Origin of the sequence: Desulfosarcina variabilis str. Montpellier, from assembly GCF_048565275.1 — a bacterium.
GTDB classification, from domain to species: Bacteria; Desulfobacterota; Desulfobacteria; order Desulfobacterales; family Desulfosarcinaceae; genus Desulfosarcina; species Desulfosarcina variabilis.
Window position 1 is genome coordinate 5631999 of record NZ_CP159846.1, and the last position, 23645, is coordinate 5655643.

Annotated in this window: 23 protein-coding genes and 1 riboswitch; of the genes, 13 read left to right on the forward strand and 10 right to left on the reverse strand. The window is 50.9% G+C overall.

The features are described 5' to 3' along the window. Positions 1–122: 122 nt before the first annotated feature. The 4 genes from Dvar_RS25380 (at position 123) to Dvar_RS25395 (ending at position 3908) form a co-directional block, all read left to right on the forward strand. Positions 123–1574 (forward strand): sensor histidine kinase, encoded by a 1452-nt coding sequence (locus Dvar_RS25380; RefSeq protein ID WP_419655915.1) that lies wholly within the window; start codon positions 123–125, stop codon positions 1572–1574. Then, on the forward strand, positions 1541–2938 hold the full coding sequence (locus Dvar_RS25385) for a sigma-54-dependent transcriptional regulator (protein ID WP_419655916.1): 1398 nt from the start codon (positions 1541–1543) through the stop codon (positions 2936–2938). The genes Dvar_RS25380 and Dvar_RS25385 overlap by 34 nt, the downstream gene beginning before the upstream one ends. A 304-nt stretch (positions 2939–3242) precedes the next feature. Then, complete coding sequence (locus Dvar_RS25390) at positions 3243–3491, forward strand: hypothetical protein (protein WP_419655917.1); 249 nt, start codon at positions 3243–3245, stop codon at positions 3489–3491. Positions 3492–3623: 132 nt separating this feature from the next. After that, positions 3624–3908, forward strand: a complete 285-nt coding sequence (locus tag Dvar_RS25395) for a hypothetical protein (RefSeq protein WP_419655918.1) — start codon at positions 3624–3626, stop codon at positions 3906–3908. A 10-nt stretch (positions 3909–3918) separates the two neighbouring features. On the opposite strand, the gene Dvar_RS25400 is transcribed toward Dvar_RS25395, so the two are convergent. Beyond that, positions 3919–4101, reverse strand: coding sequence for a hypothetical protein (locus Dvar_RS25400; protein ID WP_419655919.1), 183 nt, complete (start codon positions 4099–4101; stop codon positions 3919–3921). Between the two features lie 386 nt (positions 4102–4487). Here Dvar_RS25400 and Dvar_RS25405 point away from each other — a divergent pair, with 386 nt between their 5' ends. Continuing rightward, positions 4488–5048 carry a methyltransferase family protein gene (locus Dvar_RS25405; RefSeq protein WP_419655920.1) on the forward strand — a complete coding sequence of 187 codons (561 nt, stop codon included), beginning with the start codon at positions 4488–4490 and terminating at the stop codon, positions 5046–5048. A gap of 129 nt (positions 5049–5177) precedes the next feature. On the opposite strand, the gene Dvar_RS25410 is transcribed toward Dvar_RS25405, so the two are convergent. The 3 genes from Dvar_RS25410 to Dvar_RS25420 all read right to left on the reverse strand — a co-directional run bounded on the left by Dvar_RS25410 (position 5178) and on the right by Dvar_RS25420 (position 8604). Continuing rightward, positions 5178–6029 (reverse strand): AAA family ATPase, encoded by an 852-nt coding sequence (locus Dvar_RS25410; RefSeq protein ID WP_419655921.1) that lies wholly within the window; start codon positions 6027–6029, stop codon positions 5178–5180. A gap of 16 nt (positions 6030–6045) precedes the next feature. Further along, the gene (locus Dvar_RS25415) at positions 6046–7857 is read right to left on the reverse strand and encodes an SLC13 family permease (RefSeq protein ID WP_419655922.1); all 1812 of its coding nucleotides are present in this window, start codon (positions 7855–7857) and stop codon (positions 6046–6048) included. Between the two features lie 210 nt (positions 7858–8067). Further along, complete coding sequence (locus Dvar_RS25420; RefSeq protein WP_419655923.1) at positions 8068–8604, reverse strand: hypothetical protein; 537 nt, start codon at positions 8602–8604, stop codon at positions 8068–8070. 412 nt (positions 8605–9016) lie between these two features. Between Dvar_RS25420 and Dvar_RS25425 the strand changes: the two genes are divergently transcribed. From Dvar_RS25425 to Dvar_RS25440, 4 genes are all read left to right on the forward strand, one after another. Continuing rightward, a complete protein-coding gene (locus tag Dvar_RS25425; protein ID WP_419655924.1) occupies positions 9017–11059 on the forward strand; it encodes a S16 family serine protease in 2043 nt (680 codons plus the stop codon). Positions 11060–11306: 247 nt separating this feature from the next. Further along, positions 11307–11501 carry a cytidylate kinase family protein gene (locus Dvar_RS25430; RefSeq protein WP_419655925.1) on the forward strand — a complete coding sequence of 65 codons (195 nt, stop codon included), beginning with the start codon at positions 11307–11309 and terminating at the stop codon, positions 11499–11501. A gap of 30 nt (positions 11502–11531) precedes the next feature. Next, the gene (locus tag Dvar_RS25435) at positions 11532–12932 is read left to right on the forward strand and encodes a TrkH family potassium uptake protein (RefSeq protein WP_419655926.1); all 1401 of its coding nucleotides are present in this window, start codon (positions 11532–11534) and stop codon (positions 12930–12932) included. A gap of 5 nt (positions 12933–12937) precedes the next feature. Next, complete coding sequence (locus Dvar_RS25440) at positions 12938–13600, forward strand: potassium channel family protein (protein ID WP_419655927.1); 663 nt, start codon at positions 12938–12940, stop codon at positions 13598–13600. 252 nt (positions 13601–13852) lie between these two features. Here the strand turns inward: Dvar_RS25440 and Dvar_RS25445 are convergent, their stop codons facing one another. Further along, positions 13853–14386, reverse strand: coding sequence for a hypothetical protein (locus tag Dvar_RS25445; protein WP_419655928.1), 534 nt, complete (start codon positions 14384–14386; stop codon positions 13853–13855). Then, positions 14386–15165, reverse strand: a complete 780-nt coding sequence (locus tag Dvar_RS25450; RefSeq protein WP_419655929.1) for a NifB/NifX family molybdenum-iron cluster-binding protein — start codon at positions 15163–15165, stop codon at positions 14386–14388. Before Dvar_RS25450 ends, Dvar_RS25445 begins: the two co-directional genes overlap by 1 nt. Before the next feature lie 231 nt (positions 15166–15396). Here Dvar_RS25450 and Dvar_RS25455 point away from each other — a divergent pair, with 231 nt between their 5' ends. The 3 genes from Dvar_RS25455 to Dvar_RS25465 all read left to right on the forward strand — a co-directional run bounded on the left by Dvar_RS25455 (position 15397) and on the right by Dvar_RS25465 (position 17398). After that, on the forward strand, positions 15397–16365 hold the full coding sequence (locus Dvar_RS25455) for a protein kinase domain-containing protein (protein WP_419655930.1): 969 nt from the start codon (positions 15397–15399) through the stop codon (positions 16363–16365). 29 nt (positions 16366–16394) lie between these two features. Beyond that, positions 16395–16862: a universal stress protein gene (locus Dvar_RS25460; RefSeq protein WP_419655931.1), complete on the forward strand. Its 468-nt coding sequence runs from the start codon at positions 16395–16397 to the stop codon at positions 16860–16862. An 86-nt stretch (positions 16863–16948) separates the two neighbouring features. After that, positions 16949–17398: a universal stress protein gene (locus tag Dvar_RS25465; RefSeq protein ID WP_419655932.1), complete on the forward strand. Its 450-nt coding sequence runs from the start codon at positions 16949–16951 to the stop codon at positions 17396–17398. A gap of 110 nt (positions 17399–17508) precedes the next feature. On the opposite strand, the gene Dvar_RS25470 is transcribed toward Dvar_RS25465, so the two are convergent. Beyond that, positions 17509–18993, reverse strand: coding sequence for a trypsin-like peptidase domain-containing protein (locus tag Dvar_RS25470; protein ID WP_419655933.1), 1485 nt, complete (start codon positions 18991–18993; stop codon positions 17509–17511). A gap of 259 nt (positions 18994–19252) precedes the next feature. On the opposite strand from Dvar_RS25470, the gene Dvar_RS25475 reads away from it, so the two are divergent. Next, on the forward strand, positions 19253–19672 hold the full coding sequence (locus tag Dvar_RS25475) for an NUDIX hydrolase (protein WP_419655934.1): 420 nt from the start codon (positions 19253–19255) through the stop codon (positions 19670–19672). Positions 19673–19693: 21 nt separating this feature from the next. Here Dvar_RS25475 and Dvar_RS25480 read toward each other — a convergent pair whose 3' ends face one another. The 3 genes from Dvar_RS25480 to thiC form a co-directional block, all read right to left on the reverse strand. Continuing rightward, the gene (locus Dvar_RS25480) at positions 19694–20278 is read right to left on the reverse strand and encodes an N-acetyltransferase family protein (RefSeq protein WP_419655935.1); all 585 of its coding nucleotides are present in this window, start codon (positions 20276–20278) and stop codon (positions 19694–19696) included. A 169-nt stretch (positions 20279–20447) separates the two neighbouring features. Then, positions 20448–21515, reverse strand: a complete 1068-nt coding sequence (gene cobT, locus Dvar_RS25485; RefSeq protein WP_419655936.1) for a nicotinate-nucleotide--dimethylbenzimidazole phosphoribosyltransferase — start codon at positions 21513–21515, stop codon at positions 20448–20450. Between the two features lie 161 nt (positions 21516–21676). Further along, entirely contained in the window at positions 21677–22996 is a 1320-nt protein-coding gene (thiC, locus tag Dvar_RS25490; protein ID WP_419655937.1) for a phosphomethylpyrimidine synthase ThiC, read from the reverse strand. 112 nt (positions 22997–23108) lie between these two features. Then, positions 23109–23310, reverse strand: a riboswitch (cobalamin riboswitch). Positions 23311–23645 lie beyond the last annotated feature (335 nt).

Genomic DNA, 23645 nt, shown 5'->3' on the forward strand with positions numbered 1-23645 from the left:
CCACCCCCTTCGTTTTTCACTCAACCGCCACAGGCCGCGATCCATTTTACCTGTGGCGGTTGACATATTAAACCATCCGGTTATACAACCGCCTCATTCACAGCACTGTCCAGGAAACAGCCATGACGATCAGCATTCGCAAAAAAATAGCCATCAGCTTCATCCTTTTCATCATGGTCAGCACCCTGATCTGGTTTCTGAATTACTATAAATATGATTTGATTAATGAAAAATTACAAATCATTGAGAAGAAGGACCAGGTATTCAATTTGATCCTCGAGGCGCGGCGTTTCGAAAAAAACTATTTTCTCTTCAGCAATGCCGATGATCTGAGCCACGCCATCGATTATGTCAAGCAGGCCGAAATACGCCTCAAAGAGATCATCGCCGTTCACAGCCGCTATACACTGGAACGGGATCTGGAAAAAAGGCATCAGATGCTGACGGAATACCGCCATGCACTGCAATCCATCATCAACCATTCAACGTCCCCATCCTCCACTTCCATGCCGGTGGCGGATCAGCGCGCAAGCAGTATTGTGAAGCAGAAAGAACAGATTCGAGATTTAGGCCACCGCTTGACCAATGACTTTGAGTCCATCCTCGTCCGGGAACGCCGCCTGGCCATCCGACTGGTGCACGAATCCGGATACTATCTGTATTTGGCGCTGGCGGCGATCTTTGTACTGACCTTTGGCATCGCGGTATTCATGTATTTCAATATCAATAAACCACTGGAATCCATCGAAATCGCCATCCGAAAAATCGCCTCGGGCGCCTATGCCGGCATTCCGGCCAGCTCCAGTGGTGATGTTTTCGATTCTTTAGTCACCAGTCTGAATCACATGATCCATGAGCTTAACCGGCGTAATGAACAACTGGTGCAAAGTGAGAAGCTGGCCTCTTTGGGCACACTGACCTCGGGCGTCGCTCATGAACTGAACAACCCGCTTAATAATATTTCTACATCGGTACAGATTCTCATCGAAGAGATTGATGAGGAAAACACGGAATTCAAGCGTGAGCTGCTGGAAGAAACCGAGAAACAGGTCGAGCGGGCCAGGGATATTGTCAAAGCCCTTTTGGAGTTCTCCCGCAAAGGCGCCTTTAACCCCAAACCAACGCCATTTAAAAAACTGATGACCCGCACACTTCAGATGGTCAAGGGCGACCTGCCGTCCAGCGTCGACCTGCAGGTCAATATTTCCGAACATATTCAGGCCGATCTGGATGCCCAACGGATTCAGCAGGTATTGATCAATCTTGTTCAAAACGGGGTTCAGGCCATGCCCGACGGCGGCACCCTGAAAATCAGCGCTGATCAACCCGAGGGTGAAGATCACTTCTGTTTTCGTATATCGGATACCGGTGTCGGCATTGAAAAGGATGTCTTAAGCAAAATATTCGACCCGTTTTTTACCACCAAAACCGATGGACGCGGCTCGGGCCTGGGCCTTTCCATCAGCCACGGCATTATCCAACAACACAAGGGCCATATTCTGGTGGAAAGCCGGCCCGGCGAAGGGACAACGTTTACCGTATGCCTACCCAATCGACTGACTTCGAAGATCTGAACAAGCCCCATAAGGAGACCCTGCTGGTCGTTGAAGACGAAGACCTGGCGCGTAGAAACCTGATCCATATCCTCACCCGTGAGGGATATGATGTCATCGGTGCCGAAAGCGGTGAGAAGGCCGTTGCCCTGTTGAAGCAGCGACCCTTTGACCTGGTCATCACCGATTTTAAAATGGGACGCGTGGATGGACTGCAGGTCCTTGAAAAATCTAAAGCGCTGCAACCGATGGTTGAGGTCATCATCATTACCGGTTATGCCACGGTGGATCTGGCGGTCAAGTCCATGAAGGACGGCGCCTTTTACTATATCGCCAAGCCTTACAAAATCGACCAGGTACGCAAAGTTGTCAGCGAGGCGCTGATCAAGCGTCGGCTTAGGCTCGAAAACCAACGTCTGCGCGAAGAACTGCAGCGCAATCGTCCGATGCCGGCACTGATCGGCAAGAGCCCGGCGATGGAAAAAATCCGTGAGACCATCCGGCAGGTAGCCCCGTCGGATACGAATATACTGATCCTTGGTGAAAGCGGCACCGGAAAGGAAGTGGTTGCCAAGGCCATCCACCTGCTCAGCAATCGCCAGTCCAAACGTTTCGTGGCTTTCAACTGCGGTTCGTTTACCGAAGAATTGATGGCCAATGAACTCTTTGGCCACGAAAAAGGTGCCTTTACCGGCGCGGACCGCGAGCACGCCGGATTGTTTGAAGTCGCCAATGGCGGAACGGTGTTTCTGGACGAAATCGGCGATATGCCGCTGACCATGCAAATCAAATTGCTGCGCGTCATGCAGGAACGGGAATTATTGCGCGTAGGCGGTGTCAATCCCGTTGAAGTCAATGTTCGTTTCCTGGCCGCGACTCACCGCGATCTGCACGAAGACGCGCGTTCCGGTCAGTTTCGTCAGGATCTGTACTATCGCCTCAACGTCATTACGATCCATATTCCACCGCTGACCGAGCGCCGAGAAGACATCCCCCTTCTGGCCCAGCGTTTTCTGGCCCGAATCGCCGGTGAAATGCAAAAAGAGATTCACACCATGGATGCCGAGGTGCTGGATCTGCTCGATCAGTACAGTTGGCCGGGCAATGTCCGCGAGCTGGAAAACGTCGTCGAGCGGGCGGTGGCGCTGGCCACCACATCCACGATTGGTGTGCAGCAACTGCCCGACCATATCCGCAATCTCACCATAGAGACCTACCGCCGCAGCGGGGATAGCATTCCCACACTTGAGGAACAGGAAAAACATTACATTGAGTGGGTACTAAAAAAGACCGACGGCAACAAGACCCAAGCGGCCAAAATCATGGGCATCGATCGGGTATCCCTGTGGCGCAAGCTGAAGCGCTATGGATACAATGAGAATTGAGACCGATAAGCAGCATGATGGCTTGCTGCTTTATTCTGTATGGTCGAGGCAATTGCCTCGTTTTGATGCAATCCATTCATTTCAATATAATAAAAATGAGTTGTATCCCGCCTTCATTGCTTTACGCTTCATTTTGATTCAATCCTTTTCCTATTTTTCCCGGCAATCATTTTCTAAAAAAGTCCTAACATTCAGAAACAAAAACAAATAATGCTGATGGCACGTGGGTTGCTGTATGGATTGCCAGGAGCAATCACACCAATTCCGGCATTTGATGCGACTTAAGATTACGGAGGCAAATAAAATGAAACGATTAACGAAAGCGGTATTATTTCCGGTCAGATTTTTTGCTTATCGCTGGAATCGTGTTCGTTTGTTTTATTGGGCCGATCGGCAGTTGTATGAACTGCACGCCGTGTGTGTCATGCCGCTTTGGTATTATCAATGGCTTTACCATACCGGTCTATGGCTGGTGAAGTTTCAGAACTTCAAATCTCTTGCCTACCGGGCGATTCATACGATTCCGTATAAAGTTCGGTTTCAAATCGCGTAAAGGAAAGCAACAATTGGTTGCCATCCTTACCGGATGGCTTGATCAAAAATATGAGGAAATTGTCAAATCACAAGGCAATTGACGGTAAACGGATCTCCCACCGCTTACCGGAGGCAGAAAGGACGGCAGTTAATGGCCATGAACTTTAAGATGTTCCAGCTTAAAAACAAATACAGCGTTCATCTCAGCCTCAATGGAGACTTTGACGGCAGCTCAGCCCACGAGTTGATCAACAATTTGCAATCATACGGCACGGAAGTTCACCAGGTATTCATCAACACCAATGGATTGACATCGGTCCATCCATTGGGTCGGCTTGTGCTCTATCGCAATCTGCCCGCCATGCGTGGTGGTTCCCAAAACCTTATCTTTCTTGGCAATCATCGGCAGCAACTTTCCAGACCGTGGATCCAGTAAAGAGAGTGAATCAAGGGATATTGAGCGCTTTGTAGACAACCGGGCAGCCATTGCCGTGCGCTTTGCCACTGACCAGATGCTTAAGATAGACGGGCTGACCGCAGTATTCGCAGATTTCCTGCACTAATTTGTTCGTGCCGAAAAAGTGTCCGCATGCACTGCAGATATTTTTGGTATCTGGACTGGCATTCATTCGGCCGCATACCGGGCAGGTCAGTTCTCTGGACCTGTTTTGGGCCTCATCAAGGTGTTTTTGCCGCTCTGCAGCCTCACGTTTTTCAGATAAAATCTTTTTCGCGCTCCTTTTTTAATAAATCGATATTGATGATAATTCATGGCAAAAGCAGCTCAAAATGCAAAGATCAAAATGCCGGGTGAGGTTCTGACCCGTTTATCAAAGTAAATATCGGCAGAATTAACTTGGACTACAGGAAGGCGAATGGTTTCGATGCTCTTGTCATGGATGTGCGGGAGGTCCTTTTTCATACATTTGAAGTAGGAACGGAACCTGGAATTTTTCAGGGCGGTGGGAGCTGCAATGATTTTAACAGTCAAACTTTTTGAATATTATTAGTTGTCATGATTACCCGCGGCCATTTCCCATTTACAACGCAGAGTCTCTGGGAAACAAAAAACGAAGTACTAACCGTCTTTTTATTTTTTATCGGTATGATTCTTGTCGGTATTGCTTCATTGGGTAGAATGTGGTGTTCGCTCTATATTGCCGGGTACAAAGATGACAAGCTAGTGGTACAGGGGCCTTACTCAATTTGTCGAAATCCACTGTATTTTTTTAGCATGATAGGAACTCTTGGGATTGGGTTCGCCACAGAGACCCTAACTTTTCCTATACTATTCATACTAATGTTCGCTCTTTATTATCCATTCGTCATTAAAAGTGAGGAAAAACGGCTCAAACAACTTTTCGGGGCTTCTTTTGAACAGTATACGCAGAGCGTTCCAGCCTTTTTCCCAAAATTTTCAAATTTTTCTGAACCTAAAGATTACCTTGTAAAACCATCTGTATACCGGAAACATATTTTTAGCGCATTATGGTTCGTTTGGATAGTTGGTGTACTCGAATTAATCGAGGGATTAAGGGAAATCGGTCTGTTTCCTTCTTTCTGGTCAATTTTTTAAAGCCGGGATTTGGCCTGACCGTCATTTCATTGTTTATTATTCCCAAAAGCGTTACTGCATTTGGCAGCTTGTAATGGAACATCACAATAATCAAAGATGTTTGATATATATCTGTATCATCATAAATAGCTATACATAGTAAGGCTTGTTGATACTGCAATCGACATCCTTGACCCCGGGAATTTTTGCTACCGACGAAACGATCTTGTCATACAGGTCGGCCTGGATCTGGTCTTGGACCTGGTGCTGAACATCCGGGCTGGTTCCCCCCGAGGTTTTCAGCTTCTGTCCTTTTACCTTTATCTCGGCAATGCCTGCCTTGCACGTCACATCGGCTTTGCAAATCCCTTCGAGGATTAGCTTAATATGACTTTCCAGGGCAAGATCCGCCATTGCTACCTGGGATGCCTGTGTGGTCTTGAAGGTGTCGTATGAGGCTGTCTGACAGACAATATTGCATGCATCGTCGATGCTAAGCCCATCGATATTTAGAACCATATCGTAAAGCCTGGGATCGTTCATATCGATTCTGCAAATCGTACGATACCATTCGGCCCGCTCATGATCCTCCCGTTCGATGAGATTCACGGCCTCTGTCCTGCTGATTTGCTGTCGGCGCTGCACCATGTTGATGCGTTCCTCCATATCGGCGATCACTCTCACCTTGAGGACGTGAGAAATGTCGCCGAGCAGGATTTGTCCGGCAAAACCATGATAAACCACATTATCCGTGACCACGTGTTCCAGCAACATGGCCTGGAACCGGTCAATAAAGCGCTGCCGAACATGGGTCAACCGTTCCAACAGGCCCGGTGCATCATGAAGTGATTCGAATAATTTGTCTTCGGAAACATTGAAAAATTGGGATGTTTCCAGCAGAACTTCCTGGCTGATGCATTCGTAGCCGAGTTTTTCGGCGACGTATTCGGCAATTTCCTTACCGTGGCTGAAGCATCCCCTGGAAATTGTAATGATTGCCATATTAATCGCTTCCTTTTTAAACGCCGTAGAAAAAATAGAGAATGCTCAATTCCACAACCAGAAAGATGATGGTCATGACAAAACCGGCCTTGGCGTAATCGACGGTCCGGTATCCGCCGGGTCGCATGATCAACGCATTGACCTGATGGGTGGGCAAAACAAAGGTATTCGACGCGGACAGGCCCACCACCAGGGCTGCCATGCGCGGGTCTGCGCCGGCCATCACGGCCATGTTCATGCAAAGCGGCACCAGCAGCACGGTGGCGCCCACATTGGAAATGACCAGAGTAAAGCAGGACGTCATAATGCCGACGACGGCAAGGAGCACAATCGGTGCCGGCTGTCCCAGAAGCCCCAGTACTTTTGTGGCGATAAAGGCCGCCGTTCCGGTCTTCTCGAAAGCCATACCCAAGGGGATCAACCCGGCCAGCAAAAAGACGGTCATCCAGTCAACGGAACGATATGCCTCGTCAACGCTCAGCACGCCGGTAATGATCATTCCCAGTGCACCGGACATCAAGGCCACGGAAAGCTGAATCTTGAAAGCGATGATCTGCAGCAGTGACAGGGCCAGCCAGAAAACGGCCAGCTTGGCTTTCTGGGGTCTGAGGATTTCTCCTTCCAGGGGCGTAGCAAAGGTCAGGACCCGTGGTTGCGGCTGATTTTTCAATAAATGAAATCGCTCCCACGGCCCATGCAGAAGCAACGTGTCCCCCATGGCCAACGCAATCTGAGACAAACCGGTATAATAGATTCGGTTTCCTTTGAACAAGGCCACGGGATTGAGGTTGTAAAGCTCCTTGAAGTTGATTTGATTCATGGTCTTGCCGATCAGCTCGGAACGGGGAGACACCACTGTCTCGGCCATGCCGGCACTGGTTCGGGCGAGGCTGTCGGCAAATGTTTCGAGCCCCGCTTTGAGTGTCCACCCCAATTCCTGTGCCATTTTGCGGACGTTTTTCTCTTTTCCGACCACGGCGATCTCATCGCCGGCCTGGATGTCGTTGTTGCTTCGAGGCGTCAGGTTGGTCCGTTTTTCGCCGGCATGATGAACGGCCACGACAGTGACCAGGAATTTGGACCTGATGTGAAGGTCCTGCAGCGTCCTGGGCCCCGTAAAACCGTCCGCTACAGTGAGTTCGAAAGTATTGCCCAGAGCCTTGTATTCCTCCATCAGGGCGGCGGTTACGCCGCGATCGGTCTCCCCCGTGCTGGCCGGCAGAATATACTTTCCGAACAGCAGGAAGTAGACAATGGCGGCCACCAGCAGGCAGATCCCGATGGGGGTTTGAGTGAAGAGCCCGAAGGGGGCCAGTTTTTCTCCCCCCAGGGTCATCAGGTCGTTGAGCAGAATCGTGGGACTGGCTCCCACAAGCGTGAGGGTACCACCGATAATGGCGCAAAATCCCATGGGCATGAGAATCCGCGACACCGGGATATCCATGCGTTTGGCGATGCGCTGGGTGGCCGGCAAGAACAGTGCCGCCGCACCGATATTCTGCATCATGCTGGAAATCACCCCCACCGCACCTGAAATCAGGGATATCACACGGCTCTCACTGTTACCGGCCAATTTGATAATCGGCCCGGCGACCTGGTTCATGACACCGGTTTTATCCAGCCCGGCACCGATGATAATCACAGCGATAATGGAACAGACGGCATTACTGCTCAATCCCACGAAGGCCTCTTTGGGTGAGATCAGACCGGTCAGCGGCAACAGAACCATCATGATGATGCCGACGACATCCACCCGCACCCATTCGAAAACAAACAGCACGACAGCGAACGCCAGCATGATCATCGTCAAAATCATTTCGGGGGTCATCCAACAAACTCCTCTCCATCATTGATAAAATCATCGTCTTCCCGCGTCAAAGGCGCAGGCAGGTGGATTCGTTATTCCTTACGAAACCAGAAACAAAGGCTGAAGGCGATCAACACCAGTGCCACGGACAGAAAAAAATGGGCATCCATTTAAAGTTCTCCTTAATCGGTTTACAAATTACGATCACAGTCGATCCAGCGGCATTCGGCGTTAGATCATCGAATAGACCAGCATCTCACTGCGAGGCCGATTGCTGTCGGCAATGCGATTCACGGTCGAAGGCGGTTGCTGCTCGGAGATGACGAACTCGATATTGCCGTACTCGCGCTGCACATTCGTCAGCGCCGCTTCGGCTTCGTCGAATTTGACCACATGGACAAATGGAATTCCGCTTTCCTCGGCACGAAGGCGAAAGGACATGGCACGTTTTTCGGAAAGGCTCTTGAATTCCTCGCAAAGCTTTTTTTGCGACGTCGATAAAAGGTTGAAGGCACCGCAGGAAAGCGGCGCACTGTTCAAGGCCAGAATCTCATAGGACATGCGCTGGGCCATATCAATGGCATAATCAATGACTTCATTGGAGAACATGCTTTCGTGCCCCATGACCACCAGTCGACCTTCCACATCGCCACGATCTTTTTCGGTCAACATCGCGTTATCATCGATGGTCGCCGCGGGAAGCCCGTTCTCGGATACGGGAGAATCGGTCTGGGTGATCTTTTTTGCTCTTTTAAAAGGATTTCGCATGGGGTCACACCTCCTGGTTGTTGGGTACAGTTTTCATCGATCGATCCTTTTCTTCTTGCCCCGAAACGATCTGCATCAGTTTTGCTATACAGTTGTTATCAAGTCATATGCCATGGTTTTCGACTAATGCTAACAGACTGTTTTTATATGCATTTTAATTATTCCCGACCAATAAAAAAATCCGAACCAAACCGTTGCCATATGCAACAGACCGCCCAAGTCAACGGAAATAGCTATTATTTTCAACATATTATAACCTGTTACAGAAAAACCGAAAACCGTTGCACATCGCAACATCCTCGTTTCAGCGACGACCATGGGAACCTGTCGGGGGATAATCGTTCCCCCTGCCATGTGCCTTTGTTGCCGGCTGACACCCATCTACTCATGTGAACAAGCAAGGAGACTATCAATGCGGAAAATGCGGATCTTCAAAAAGGAGGCCCCACCGGAAATACAGGAAACCCAGATCAGCGAAATCGACCAGTACCGACAGGCATTGCAAAATTCAGGCATGCCACCGGAAGCCTTGAAGACAACGCTTAAGGAAATCGATCGAATCGCCAAAATGCCCGCCGGCAGTGCCGAGCATACCATTGGGGTCAACTATCTGGACTATCTGACCCACCTGCCCTGGAACCATGCCACTGAAGATTGCCTGGACCTTAAGACGGCACGCCAGGTTCTGAATGCCGAGCACGATGGCCTGTCGGAAATTAAAATCCGGGTCATGGAGCACCTGGCGGTAAGAATTCTGCAGTCCGAGCGACGTCATCACATCCTGGTCGTGGATGATGAAAAGCTGACCCGCAACAATCTTCAGCATGTGCTGACCCGGGAAGGCTACCAGGTGGCCACGGCAGCCAATGGGATTGAAGCCATCGACTTTATAAAGGACCAATCCTTTGATGTGGTCATCACCGACCTGAAAATGGACCAAGCCGACGGGATGCAGGTACTGGGCGCCGCCAAACAAAAAAATCCGGATACCGAGGTGATTGTCATCACCGGCTATGCGACCGTACCGGCGGCCGTATCGGCCATGCGCAAAGGGTCCTTTCATTTTCTGGCAAAGCCGCTCAAGCTCGATGAAATCCGCAGTACGGTAGAAAACGCCTTGCGACGCAAACTGACGCAGTTGGATAGCCGCGGCCCGGTGCTTTGCTTCATCGGCCCGCCAGGGACAGGCAAAACCTCCCTGGGACGCGCCATCGCCAGAAGTATGCAACGCCGGTTTGTGAGCATTTCCCTGGCCGGCATGAAGGATGAAGCCCAGTTGCGGGGGCACCGGCGCAGCTATGTGGGCGCCCTGCCCGGTCGCATCATTCAGGAAATCCGTCGATCGGAGACCTGCAATCCGGTGTTTATGCTCGATGAGCTGGATAAAATCAGCCAGGAGTTCAAGGGTGATCCGGCGGCGGCCCTGCTGGAAGTGCTCGATCCTCAGCAGAACCCTCAGTTTATGGACCACTATCTGGATCTGCCCTTTGACCTGTCCAAGGTGATGTTCATCGCCACGGCCAATACGATTGATTCCATCCCCGAGGCACTGCTGGACCGTCTGGAGGTGATCGAATTGTCCGGCTACACCGAATCGGAAAAAACCGGGATTGCCTTCAACCATTTGATTCCCAGGGAAATCAAGGCCAACGGGCTGGATGGCCGCCCCATCGTCTTCACCGCCGGCGCAGTGACGCGCATCATCAATGAATACACCCGTGAAGCCGGCCTGCGCGACCTTCAACGACAAATTGCCAGCCTGTGCCGTAAGACCGCCCTTGCTCAAGTGGATCGGGGACACAGCGCCGAATCAGTCACCATCGATCGAAAAATGGTAAGCAAACTGCTGGGCCCGCCGCGTCACCTTTTTGAAGTCAAACAGGCCAAGGATCGCATCGGTGTGGCCACAGGGTTGGCCTGGACCCGCACCGGCGGTGAAATCGTTTTTGTCGAGGCGACCCGCATGCGCGGGACCAACCAGTTGACGCTCACCGGCTCACTGGGCACGGTGATGAAGGAATCGGCTCAGGCAGCCATGAGCTATATTCGCAGCCATGTGGACCGATTTGATATCCCGGATTCGTTTTTCGAAACGCACGATATTCATATCCACATCCCGGCCGGCGCGATTCCCAAAGACGGCACCTCGGCTGGGGTGACCATTGCCGTGGCCGTGCTGTCCATGATTACCGGCCGGCCCTGTTACCGGGACGTGGCCATGACCGGCGAGTTGACCCTGACCGGTCGCATTCTTCCGGTGGGGGGAATCAAAGAAAAACTGCTGGCCGCCCACCGCGCGGGTGTGGGGTCGGTGGTAATCCCCGCAAAAAACATTGTCGATCTGGAAAAAATTGGCGAGGATGTCAAAACGGACCTTGACATTGTGCCCATCGAAGACCTCTGTCAGGCGATTGACCGGGTGCTCAAGACGGACGATTTGAAAATTGGACATTGAATCATCCATGATCTTTACGCTATAAATTGAATCATGCCTGACCACGCAGACGATGCAAAAGTGCCAAACCGTCTGGATGGTTGTCACTGCTCAGCGATGAAAACGATCTTCAGTTTCTAAACAATGAAACTGCAACTGGTTCGAGCCATCCATGACGCCCCTACGATCCTGGATCGCTTTACCTCGGGCAAGGAACGCTTTGTGGCTTTCTTTCGAACGGCCCTGCTCACCCATCTGAAACGCGACAATGTCGTTTTTCACGGTCTGGCTGGGCATTTTTTCCTGCAGGACATCGCCCATTGTGCTCAAGGTGCGCATCAGTGCCGACCTTGAGGATCGGGTGCGCGAGGAGATGCAGCGGGAAGGGATTTCCGGCGACGAAGCACGCATGGTGCGGGTCAATGACGATAACGAACGGCGCAAGTGGGGCCAGCAGACGTGATAAGATCACTCAAATAAATGGACGCAATCATTGCTGAAAATAATTACCAAGATACCAACCCTGTTCTCGAATCTTTCGATGCGGCTGCTGCGTTCGCCGGCCCGGGTATCGATCATGGGCTTTGCCGGCCTGATCGTCTGCGGCACCCTTTTGCTGCTGCTCCCCATAGCAACCGTCGACAAACCGCTAAACGTTGTGGATGCCCTGTTCATGTCCACATCGGCCAGTTGCGTCACCGGCCTGTCGGTAATGGATATCGGATCACAGCTGAGCCTGTTCGGCCAGTTGGTGATCCTGGTGTTGATCCAGGTGGGCGGCCTGGGCATCCTGACCATCTCAACCCTGCTGCTGATGATGATGAAGGGCCGACCGACCCTTTCCGGGCAGGCCCTGATCAAAGACACGTTTACCTATGGCGAAGGCAAACAGACCGCCGCCGCAGTCCTACGCGCCATTTTCCTCACCGCGATGGGTATTGAGGCAATCGGTGCCCTGTGTCTGTATTTGCGCATCGCTCCCCAGGCAGGCTGGTCATCTTCTGCCTATCCGGCCGTGTTCCATGCCGTCAGCGCGTTTTGCAATGCAGGCTTCTCGCTGAATGCGGACAGTTTTATGGGATTTCGTGAAGATTGGATCATCAATGGCACCCTGGCCGGCCTGATCATCGTCGGCGGCATCGGGTTCGTGGTCATCGCCGATGTGAAGGACTGTTATATAAGCAGAAAAAAAACGCATAGAAGGCTTAGCCTGCACAGCCGCCTGGCCCTTTCCGCCACCGCCGTCTTGATTCTGGTGGGAACCGTGGCGATTCTGTGCATGGAATGGCGCAACACCTTGGCTCCCTTGAGCATGCCCGGCCGACTGCTGGCCGCTCTGTTTCAATCCATCTCGGCCCGCACCGCCGGGTTCAACACGCTCAATATCGGACTCATGGCCAACGAAACCCTCTTTTTTCTTTGCATCCTCATGTTCATTGGTGCCTGTCCCGGATCATGCGGCGGTGGCGTTAAAACCACCACGGTTGCCGGCCTGGTGGTAATGGGCATATCTCGCCTGCGGGGGTTCAGGCGGCCTCAGGTGTTTCTCCGCACCTTGACCGAGACCAGCATGTCCAGGGCCACCAGTGTGGTAATGATGAGTGCGCTGGTCATCACCCTGGCCATCATGGTACTGATGATGAGCGAATTGGGAGACCTTCCCCATACCCATACCCGTGGACGATTTCTGGAACTTTTTTTTGAGGTCATCAGTGCCTTTGGCACCGTCGGGCTGTCAGCGGGCGCAACCAGCAGTCTTTCCACACTGGGCCGCATCACCATCATCCTGCTCATGTTCATCGGCCGTCTGGGCCCCATGGTGATCGGCCTGGCGGTTAGCCAGGAGCGGATCAGCCGCGTGCACTATGCAGAAGAAAATATCATGATCGGATAATTACAATGAAAAAACAATTTGCCATTATCGGGCTGGGAAATTTTGGTTTTTATCTTGCCACGGCCCTGTTTCAAAAAGGTCATGAGATACTGGGAATCGATATCAACGCCAAGCAGGTCCAGGAAATACGTGATCAGATCAGCCGTGCGGTGATTGCCGACGCCACCGACCCCCAGGCACTGAAGGAATTGGAACTGGGCAAAATGGACGCCGTGGTCATCTGTATCGGGTCCATCCTCAACAACTCAATCCTGGCCACCCTCAATGTCAAGGATCTGGGCGTCAAACGGGTCGTGGCCAAGGCGGTCAGCGATCCCCACGGCCGTATCTTACGTAAAATCGGTGCCGATGAAATTTATTTTCCTGAAAAGGATCTGGCCCTGACCGCGGCCCAGCGCCTGGACAACCCCAATGTGCTCGACTATTTGCCCTTTATCGAAGGATACAGCATCGTGCAACTGGCCCCTCCCAATTCTTTTATTGGAAAAAACCTCATCGAACTGGATCTGATCAACCGGTTTGGTGTGCAGGTCATCGCCATTAAAGAAATGGTGCCGGAAAACGTGATCATGATCCCCACGGGCCGTTTCGTGGTCAAGCACAGCGATATTCTGGTTATTTTAGGGCCTGACGCGGCGCTGGCCGAGTTACAGGAGGAACCAGAATAAACGAATCCGTTTATCCGGAAAGCTATAGCTGATATCTGTTCCAGCATAGTAGCATAAATTTTCCTGATCTATGGTTCCGTGTTAAGTGTTAAGTTTAAAGTGTTAAGGAAAGGCATCCTATCGATTCCTATATAAAATCAGATCCGTTCCACCACTTACCACTTGAAACTTAACGCGCTTACAAAACAACCTTGTCAGGAGCTTTTCGTCTCCAACTTGAGTTTTGTGGAGAACTGCGTAAACGAAGATGGTTCATCGTCTGGTAATTGTGGTAAACCAACTCACCATGGCGGCCACCAACAAGGCCCCTATCATATTCAAAGCAGTAAAAATCAATGCAAATCGCCAGCCGAAATAGCCGATCATCAGGGGGAGCAGAACCGGTTTGACGGCCCGGCAGGACAAAAAGTTGGCCAGATAAAAATCAGAGGCCCCCTTTTCCCGGATGGCTGCCAAAAACGGTAGCCAAGCATACACAGGCCCCATGGAAAGGATGCCGGCCATGGATGAGAAAAAGAATCCCTTTATTCCTGCACGTCTGCCTAAGAAACGCGTAACATGGGCAGGGGTAACAAAAAGATTCAGCACAACCATCATCACAAATGCAACAAGCAATGGCAGCGCGATCTGTTTGAGCACCGTTATGCTTTCCAATAGAGCATTGACGGTGCGGTGTGGTGCAACCCAATAGACCGCCATATAAACGGCAAGCATGCCGATGGGAAAAAGCCAGTACTGTTTTCTCCGGCTGACCGTCGATTGTTCCTGATGTGCATCTTTTTTCATCACAGGTGGCCCCCGGTCAAAACTACGGTCAATATCGATACAAAAATGGCCATCAGAAAAGCGGCGACCAGCCGGACGATGGCAAACCGCGCGCCAAGGGCCGAAATTTCAGCAGGAAGCTGCAACACCCCCACGTTTACCCAGGTCATCATCAAGGCTGCCGCACCAAACAGACTGGCGCCCATATTGAGCAAGGTTTCGCCGACCACATAGCTGTTTGCCGGATTGCCTGTGAAAATGCTCCCCAGACAGGCCCCCCAAAGCGTATCTTGAATCACATGGCCTGAAAAAATGGTCATCAATAGTTCCCGAGAAACGAAACCACGGAAAAGTCCGACCAACAAAACGACGCCGGTTAAAAAGGGAAGAATGCTGATAAACTGCCTTGCCGCTTTTTGGAATGCCGGCCGCAGCGGCGGGATGGCTCGGGCAGGCGCCATCTTCAAACTCGACGGTTGGACAAACGCACCCTGTTTGTATTTTTCAATGACATCCGCTACCCGGCCGCCAACCGGCGTAATCACCGCAATCCCGTTTTTTTCAAGTGTGCTGGCAATATACGGAGAAATAAATCCGGATAGAATCGCCTTTGCCCCCATGCTTAGAACAATGGAGACCGCCTCGATACCGGCCCCCGGACCTGCGGATGGCGACGGCCCGGCCACAGCCTCAAAGGACATGTCATCAAGATCGACAACCAGCAAATAGGCTGCCGTGCCCAGCCTTTTTTCAACCACTGCATCAAGCTCCGGTGCATTGGCGGGAATTGCAATTTTCATTTTATTAACTTTTCGATCCTAAAAGCAAAAATGCCTGCAGGTCCACTTCGTATGAATGCGTGAGCATGGTTGTTAAGCAATGCAGGCATAAGCAGCGCTTTGACCATTGTATCAACAATGTCCGTGAATCCACACAAGACTTGACATTAGAGCATATGCCGATTTATTTTTTATATATACTCAGACAATTCACATACCATGCAATTCAATATTTTTTAAGGTGCAATCGAAATGAAAGCGCCCCTATCTGAAGACGATATCCGCCAAATGGCCGCCCGCTGGTTGCCCTCTTCCCATAACCTTAAACGCATTCGAATCATTACCGACACAACTGATTTCTTTCGGGTGGACTACGGTGATGTGGTTGTGCTTGGCGATGATTCCTATCTCATTCGCCACAATGCCAAGGAAGGACGGTTTGGAATCGATGACGATGTTAAATTTTGGGTGAAGCGGGCCATTGATCTAAAAACCGGAAACCCAAAGATCCTCAAGTTGGTCTTTTACGAAAAGTTTACCAGCCATGTCGGCGCCATCGCCTTCGAGTGCTTTCGCAGCCCCAGAAAAGAGGCTCGGATTCTGGAACTGGTCAGCGGCCATGAAAACTTCATGCATGGGTATGCGATAACGGATCAAGCGGAAAATATCATTCGCGTGCTTGAAGTTATCGAGGGGAAAACCGTCCATGATTATGTGCTGAGCATGAAGCTGGACCATCAAACCTATTTTCATGATCGTTTTCCCGTCATTTTAGATAATTTTATTGAATGCATCAAAGCGATCCGTTTTCTTCACGAGCATGGCGAAAAACACGGAGACATTCGGCGGGACCACATTCTGATAGACCGCCATAGCCAACGATACCGATGGATTGATTTTGACTTCAACTATCGGCACCGGGAAAATGTATATGGTTACGATCTTTTTGGTTTAGGCAATGTGTTGATATTTTTGGCGGGAATGGGAGATGTGCTGCTACCGGCACTAAAGAAAGAGAAAAACCCGGCATTGGATACGCTGGTAGAAGAAGATCTGAACATCGTGCTTAACCATCGCGTCGCCAATCTTAAAAAAATTTACCCTTACATACCCGAATCCCTCAACACAATCATGATGCATTTTTCCAAAGGTGCCAATTGGTTTTACGAAAGCACGGAACAATTGCTACATGATTTGGATGCTTACCAAAAGTCAATCTGAACGCTTTGGTGATCAAGGAGTAAAAAACAATGGACACTGACAATAAATATAACCGGAACATCCTCATTGCCGTGGACGAATCGGAAAACGCCCGCCGGGCAGTATCATACGTGGGGCAATTCCTTTCAGGCCTAAAAGGTTTCAAGGTCCTGATTCTGCATGTCATTCCCGAACCCGAAGAAGATTACTTCCCCAATCCGGCGGAAAAAGACAAATGGCTGAACACCCACAAGCAAAAGATTGATGATATGCTCGAGCGTTATCGCGAAATTCTGATCAATGAAGGATTCGACCCGCAGGATGTATCGGTCCAGTCGACACTTCGCTACTGTCCCTCGATGGCCAAGTGCATTCTGGCCGAACGTGACCAAACGGAGTATAGCACCATTGTGGTGGGTAGACAGGGGCTTTCGCGAAGCGAAGAGTTCCTCTTCGGCAGTGTTTCCAGCAAAATCGTCAATCATGCACGGGACTGTACGGTATGGGTAGTGGAATAGAGATTTTATTCCATCTGCACCGATGCCGCCTGTTTTAGTCAACAGCTTGACAGGTCATCAAGTTGTTCAAAAAAAAGGGGGGAATCATGACGGTAAAAAAAATTTTGTGGCCAACAGACTTTTCCAAAATATCCGAAACCGCATTACCCCATGTCAAATCACTTACCGAAAAATATGATGCAGAAATCCATATCCTTTATGTTATCGAGGATACGGCTCATCATGACGGTTGGTATGGGGCATTTGATAAGAAACACGTCGATGAACTGATGGAACATGCAAACAAAACGGCAACCAACCGGTTAGGCCAAATTTGCGAGAAATACCTGGAAGGCTGTCCGCTTTATGTCAAACATGTGGCTGTCGGTGATCCTGCAAATGAGATATTGAACCTGATAAAAGGGGAAAATATGGATTTGGTGGTCATGGCCAGCCATGGGGAGAAAGGCCATTTTCGATTTGGTAGCGTCGCAGAAAAAGTCCTGAAAAATTCACCCATTCCAGTGACAGTCATTCCCACTGAGCCAAACCAATAGATCGAGCCAAGCTGTGTCCATATAAAAGTTAACCCCAATGTTGCAGCATTGGGGTTAGGATTGATTACGTTCGCCGTTAGCGGGCCTTAGACGGATTTATCAAACAGGCGCTAAGACCCACTCAGCCTGAAACTCTTCTGGATAGCCGTAACATAAGGTGAAATCTGGGATTCGAGCTCCTCCAGGTACCAAAGCGAAAAGAAATACACCTGCCCTTGTTTCAGCATCAGCATCATGGGTGAGCGAACTTTTAAGGTGCGTCCGTCCTGCTCTATTTCTTTATCGAATACACCGACAAACGCACGATTGCCATTGAGTTCGGTTTCGGAAAACGCCTGTTGTTGAGAAAAGCCATTTCCCAGGAGATATTTGGCATTGACTTCAACCATTGCCGACTCAGTCATCCCTTTTTCAGCCGCATAGCTGTTCAACTGAACCTGCAATGCAGACACACTGCACTTTAAGAAATATTGTTCTTTCTCGATCGACTCATTCATATTCCATGCGTCATTGGTCAGGTTAAAAGCAAAGCCGAGCTTGCGGTTTACACATGCCACCTTCCCGCTATCATCTTTGATGAGCTCTGCATCGGTCACTTTAGTTTGTGAGGCTGGCTTTTCACCCTGACTTTTTGAACTTGGCAAGTCGGCTAATAAAACTTTGCCTTGTTTCTTTAACACCTCTTTGACAATGTTGATGGGGATGGCAAAATTCAGGTTTTGGCCGTCCTCCAACCCTGCGGATGTCACCCCGATTACCTCTCCCCGCATATTGAATAGGGGGCCGCCACTGCTGCCATGGGAGATGGGCACACTGATCTGAATCATCTTGAACCCCTGGCCTGAATCGCGCCAGGCACTGACCAGACCGTCTGATATGGTATGCTCCATGCCCTTCGGGCTGCCGATGGCAACGGCCTGTTCACCCAATACGACTTTGTCTGAATCTCCCATTTTAACGACGGGTAACGGATCGCTTGTGTCTAATTGCACCACGGCCAAATCTCTGGGAGCATCATAGCTGATCACATGGGCAACAGGGTACTGCTTGCCATTGGGCAGTCGCATCTCGATGTATTTGCCATCTACGACAACATGATGATTCGTTACTGCGAATCCATCTTTGGTTATGACAAACCCGCTGCCCGTTTTGAAAACTTTCTTATTCTCATCCGCCACCAGAACATAGAGCACGGCTGAGCCGTATGTTTGTTCGATTTCATAAGGCCTTAGTTCTCTTTGCCCTTTGTCTTTGGCTGCAACGGCCGATTCATCCAATCCAGCTAACGGTTCCAAGACGCTGATCATAAACCTTGCCAGATCATTGCCTTTTTCCATTTGCGCGATGAGTTCGAACTGCTTTTTGGCATCGGCAAACTTCTTTAGCTGGTAATAGCTGTTGGCCAACATGCCCCTTAACCATGAACTCATGGGGTCCTGGTTGACGGCCGTGGTTAAAACATCCACGGCTTGCGCGTATTGTTTGTTGGCCATCAGCGTTTGCGCTTTCATGCCCATTTCAAAAGAATCCACCTCTTGGGACGCCCAACCAGTCGCCACCAATAATTGGCTCACAATCAAAACGACAATGGTCAAATGACAACAAATTTTCATTCTTCCCCCTTGATATAAGAGAAATTCAGTTCATGGCCGTCTGACGTCGACCTCAATTATCATTTTATTCCCCCCCACTCAAGCCCGAGCCGCATATTATGGCAATGGCACAGGAAAAAAAGAAAACAGCGACATGAATTGAAAAACAGCCTGATTTTTTGTTAACCTGGTGTCGATCCAAAAACAAGGAAATTTCACATTACCAATTGTAATCATTAGTAAAAAAAGATCGGAAAGGGATATGCAGAAAAAAGCACCAAAGGAAAAAGCCGGCGTTGTAGCGTACCGCTGTGAAAATGGGAAAGAGCCTGTCGTACTGGTCGTCTCAGCCCGTAAGTATGAGAATCAATGGGTATTTCCCGTCGGTTCGGTTGAAAAAGGGGAATCTCTTGAAAAAGCAGCCAGACGTGAATGCGAGGAAGAGTCCGGCTATCTGGTGGACATTGGGGACAGGCTACCTTCAATTGAAACATCAGGCGATAGCCATGCCAAACGATTCACCTTTTTCCTGGCAACGGTCGTCGGTGAAACGGACGGGTGGGAAACGGACCGGCAAAGAAAATGGCTGCCCGCCTCAACGGTAGCTGAGGCCTTACCGGGCATCTTTCAAGGGGTTGCCCGTCAGGCGGTTGAGCGCATCATGGAACGTCATCAGCGCTGATCCTTAAAAAACCCAAGAAAGTCACGAATCAATCGTGACTTTTTTGGGCGGATAAGGAAGAAAGCGCAGGAATCGTCTTTTTATAAATTTTTTATTGATTCGAAAACCCGCCTTACGGTGCAGGCCAATTGATATTTTCCAGCTTGCGAACATACCGGAAATCAGATATTCGCAGCCCATCTCTTTCAGATGCCCCATGATCGAACAAAGCAGATAATATCCGACGCCCTTGCGCTGAAATTCCGGTCTCACAAAGATATATACCAAATACGCATAACCGGGCAGCAAATGCAGGGTATGCCATAAATCCAATCGGTAATCCCGAAACGTGACCCATGCAAAGGCACAAATTTTATCGCCATGCTCCAGTAACAGGCAGATATCGCCTTCTTCCAAAGCCTGGGCCATGAAGTCGATCTCCTTCACGAATCCTTCCAAAGCGGCAATGGTAAGGATATCTTTGTCTTCAGCCCAGCGCTTGGAAAATTGAATGTCAGACGGCTGTTGCAAGATGGGCTCGCTCAGATCACGAACGAGCTCGATCCAGTTTTCGGAGTCGTTTCCCTGAACAGTCAACCCATCGATAATGTTTCGTAATGTTGGCATTTCGATGACAGGTAATGCTGCACGGTTTTAGGTTGATTACTCCTATTCGCTTGTATCAGCGGCGCCTTGGGTCAAGCATGGGTCGCTTATCAGTGTATACGGATGATGCTGAAGGTGTCCACCGAAATTGCTCTAAGCGCCTGTTTGATAAATCCCTTCAACCAGGCTCTTAGCTTTTTTTCTGCTGGTCTTCTATCGCTACCTCTTCAAAGGTTTTGATATCGGCAAGGACCCGTGTGGACGCATCCAACAGTTCCATGGCCACGGCCGCCCCGGTCCCCTCCCCCAACCGGAACTGAAGGTCCAGCAGGGGCTCCACGCCCAAGTGCTTATGCATAAAGGCATGGCCGACTTCCACGCTACGGTGGCTGGCAAACAGATAATCCTTGGCTGCCGGCGCCAGCTCGCAGGCAACCAGGGCTCCGGCCGTGGCGATAAGCCCGTCACACACCACGGGAATACCTGCGGCCGCCGCACCGATAACCAGGCCGGCCAGGCCACCGATCTCGAATCCGCCGACTTTGGCCAGCACGTCCAGCGGATCCGTTGGATCAGGCCGGTGCAGTGCCAAAGCCTTTTCGATCACCCGGACCTTGTTGGCCAGGGCGCTATCGTCGATGCCCGTTCCCCGTCCGGTGAGTTTCTCAACAGGAATACCGGAAAATGCAGCGATAATCGCCGACGACGGTGTGGTGTTGCCGATCCCCATGTCGCCGGTACCCAGCATATCCAGCGGTCCCCGGGCCATCAGCTCATTGACGATTTCAATCCCCGCACAAACGCTTTGCTCGGCCTGCTCGCGGGTCATGGCCGGCACGCGGGCAAAATTGGCCGTGCCCTTGGCCACTTTCTTGTGAAAGATTGGAAGGCCTGGATCAAAATCGAAATTGACGCCCAGGTCGGCGGCAATCACCCGCGCTCCGGCATGCTTGCCAAGAACATTGATGGATGCCCCCCCACCGACAAAGTTGAACACCATCTGGGGAGTGACTTCTTGCGGAAAGAGACTGACTCCTTCTTCGGTCACGCCGTGATCGCCGGCGCAGGTGATGATCACCTTGTTCGTCAAACGCACGTCCAGGGTGCCGAAAATGGCAGCCAGACGCGCCGAAACGCTTTCCAGCATCCCCAGGCTGCCTGCAGGACGCGCCTGGTCGGCCAGACGCTGGTTGGCCTGGTTAAAAATGGCCTCATCGGGCGGTATGATCGCATTGATGCTTTTCTCAATCAGACTCATGATGACCTCCTTCGATCAACACTTAATATAATGACTTCAATTGACAAATGATTGTTTATAATCGTCGTCGGAATCGTTATCGTCGTACTTGAATCGTGTTATCCCGTCGATTACGACAACGAATACGATAACGGCTGAAAAACGGCCTGGATCCTTGGTTTTCAGAAAGATTCGGCAATTTTGTTAGCTGAAATATCTTGTTTGAACACTTCCATGCCCTTTTGCATGGCACAGAAATCCCCGCACATGGTACAGGTCTTAGGCCGCTCCGGCTGCCGGTTGTCACGGATCGCCTTGGCCACTTGCGGGAAAAGAAGCAGTTCCTGCAAATCATCCCAACGCATGTCACGGCGGGCCATGGCGGCCTGGCGGTCGCGGTCGCGCCGCTCGGGGTATTTACTCAGATCACCGATGTGCACGGCCAGGCGGGTTACCCGCACGCCCTCGCGCACATCGGCCTCTGTGGGCAGGGCCAGGTGTTCGGCGGGTGTAATATAGCAGATCAGATCGGCACCATGGCGGGCCGATGCCGCCGCACCAATGGCAGCGGTAACGTGATCGTAGCCCGCCCCCACATCGGAAGGAATCGGTCCCAGGACATAATAAGGCGCCTTCCCGCTCATGCGTTTTTCCATCATAATATTGCCGGCGATCTCGTCCAGGGGGACGTGTCCCGGCCCCTCGACCATGGTCTGACAGCCCATTTCACGACCGATCTCGGCCAGTTCGCAATTGATGATCATCTCCGCCATCTGGGCGCGGTCGTGACTGTCGTGGATGGCCCCGGCCCGGATGCCGTTACCCAGGGAAAGCACGGCGTCATATCTTTTCATCAGGGCGCAGACCCGGTCGAACTGCTCGTACAAGGGGTTTTCCTTCTTGTTCATGTCCATCCAGGCCACCATGAACGTACCGCCCTTGGAGGCCAGACCGCCGTAACGGAAGCCCTGTTTTCTCAGACGTCGGATGGTGTACTGGTTGATGCCGCAGTGAATGGCCATGAAGCTCAGACCATCGGCCAACTGCTGCTCGATCAGATCGAAAAGATATTCAGGATCCAGTTTGGCGGGATTATGGGTCTTGCGGGTGGTTTTCTTGAAGGCCTGATAAAGCGGCACGTTTCCCACGGGCCGGGTGGTGGCGGCCAGCACGGCGCGGCGCACGGCATCCAGATCCCCACCGGCGGACAGTTCCATGAGGGTATCGGCCCCCTCTTCCTCGGCGGCCACCGCTTTTCTCACCTCAAAATCGATATCACAGATGTCCGAGGAGGTGCCGATGGAGGCGTTAACCTTGGTTTTGAGCCCCCGGCCGATGCCGACCACCTTTTGCATTTTCCGAAAGGGGTTGTTGGGAATGACAATCTGGCCCCTGGCCACCCGCTGGCGGATAATTTCCACATCGATGTTTTCATCGACAGCCACGACCTGCATCTGCCGGCTGACGATACCTTCTCTGGCCATCTCGATCTGTGTCTTCATGGGGATGTTCTCCTTAGGTTGCTCGGCGTGGGAAATTGGACGGGGTCACCGCACAAATAAAAAAACCCAGGACCGAAAATGTAATTTCAGCCTGGGGCTTTGCCATCACCACCAAGACACATCGTTTCACGGCAGGTCTTCTGACTCGCGGATCATCCTACCGGCCGCCCCCTTCCCGCATCGTTTCGGTTACATTAACACGACACAGTGGTTTTGGCAGCCATCGTCCCCGCTCACAGCGACGGGTTCGTCCCGGATTTACACCGGGTTCCCTATTATCCCTTTCAAAGGGCACCGCAAAACATCACTGGTTGATGTAAAAGAAGAATCTGCTGCTGTCAATGGCTTTTTTACCCCTTCCGTCTCGATCGAATGCGTGAGAAATAGAATCTAAATGGTGATTATAAAGCTTGACTTATGTGCCAATCGAAGATAATGAGCATATCCTTGTAACGCGCATAATCGAATTTCACAACTCAGAGAAGCCGAAGCTGTCTCACGCCCGTTACAGGAAACGGTAATAGTTTTACTATCCACCGTTGATCAACGAATAAAACGAGCAACATCTTTAACTCAAGACCACGAAGGTCCATGCAACCGAATACGGTTGCGATCGCGTGGTCTTTTTTTTTAACGACAAAACCCAACA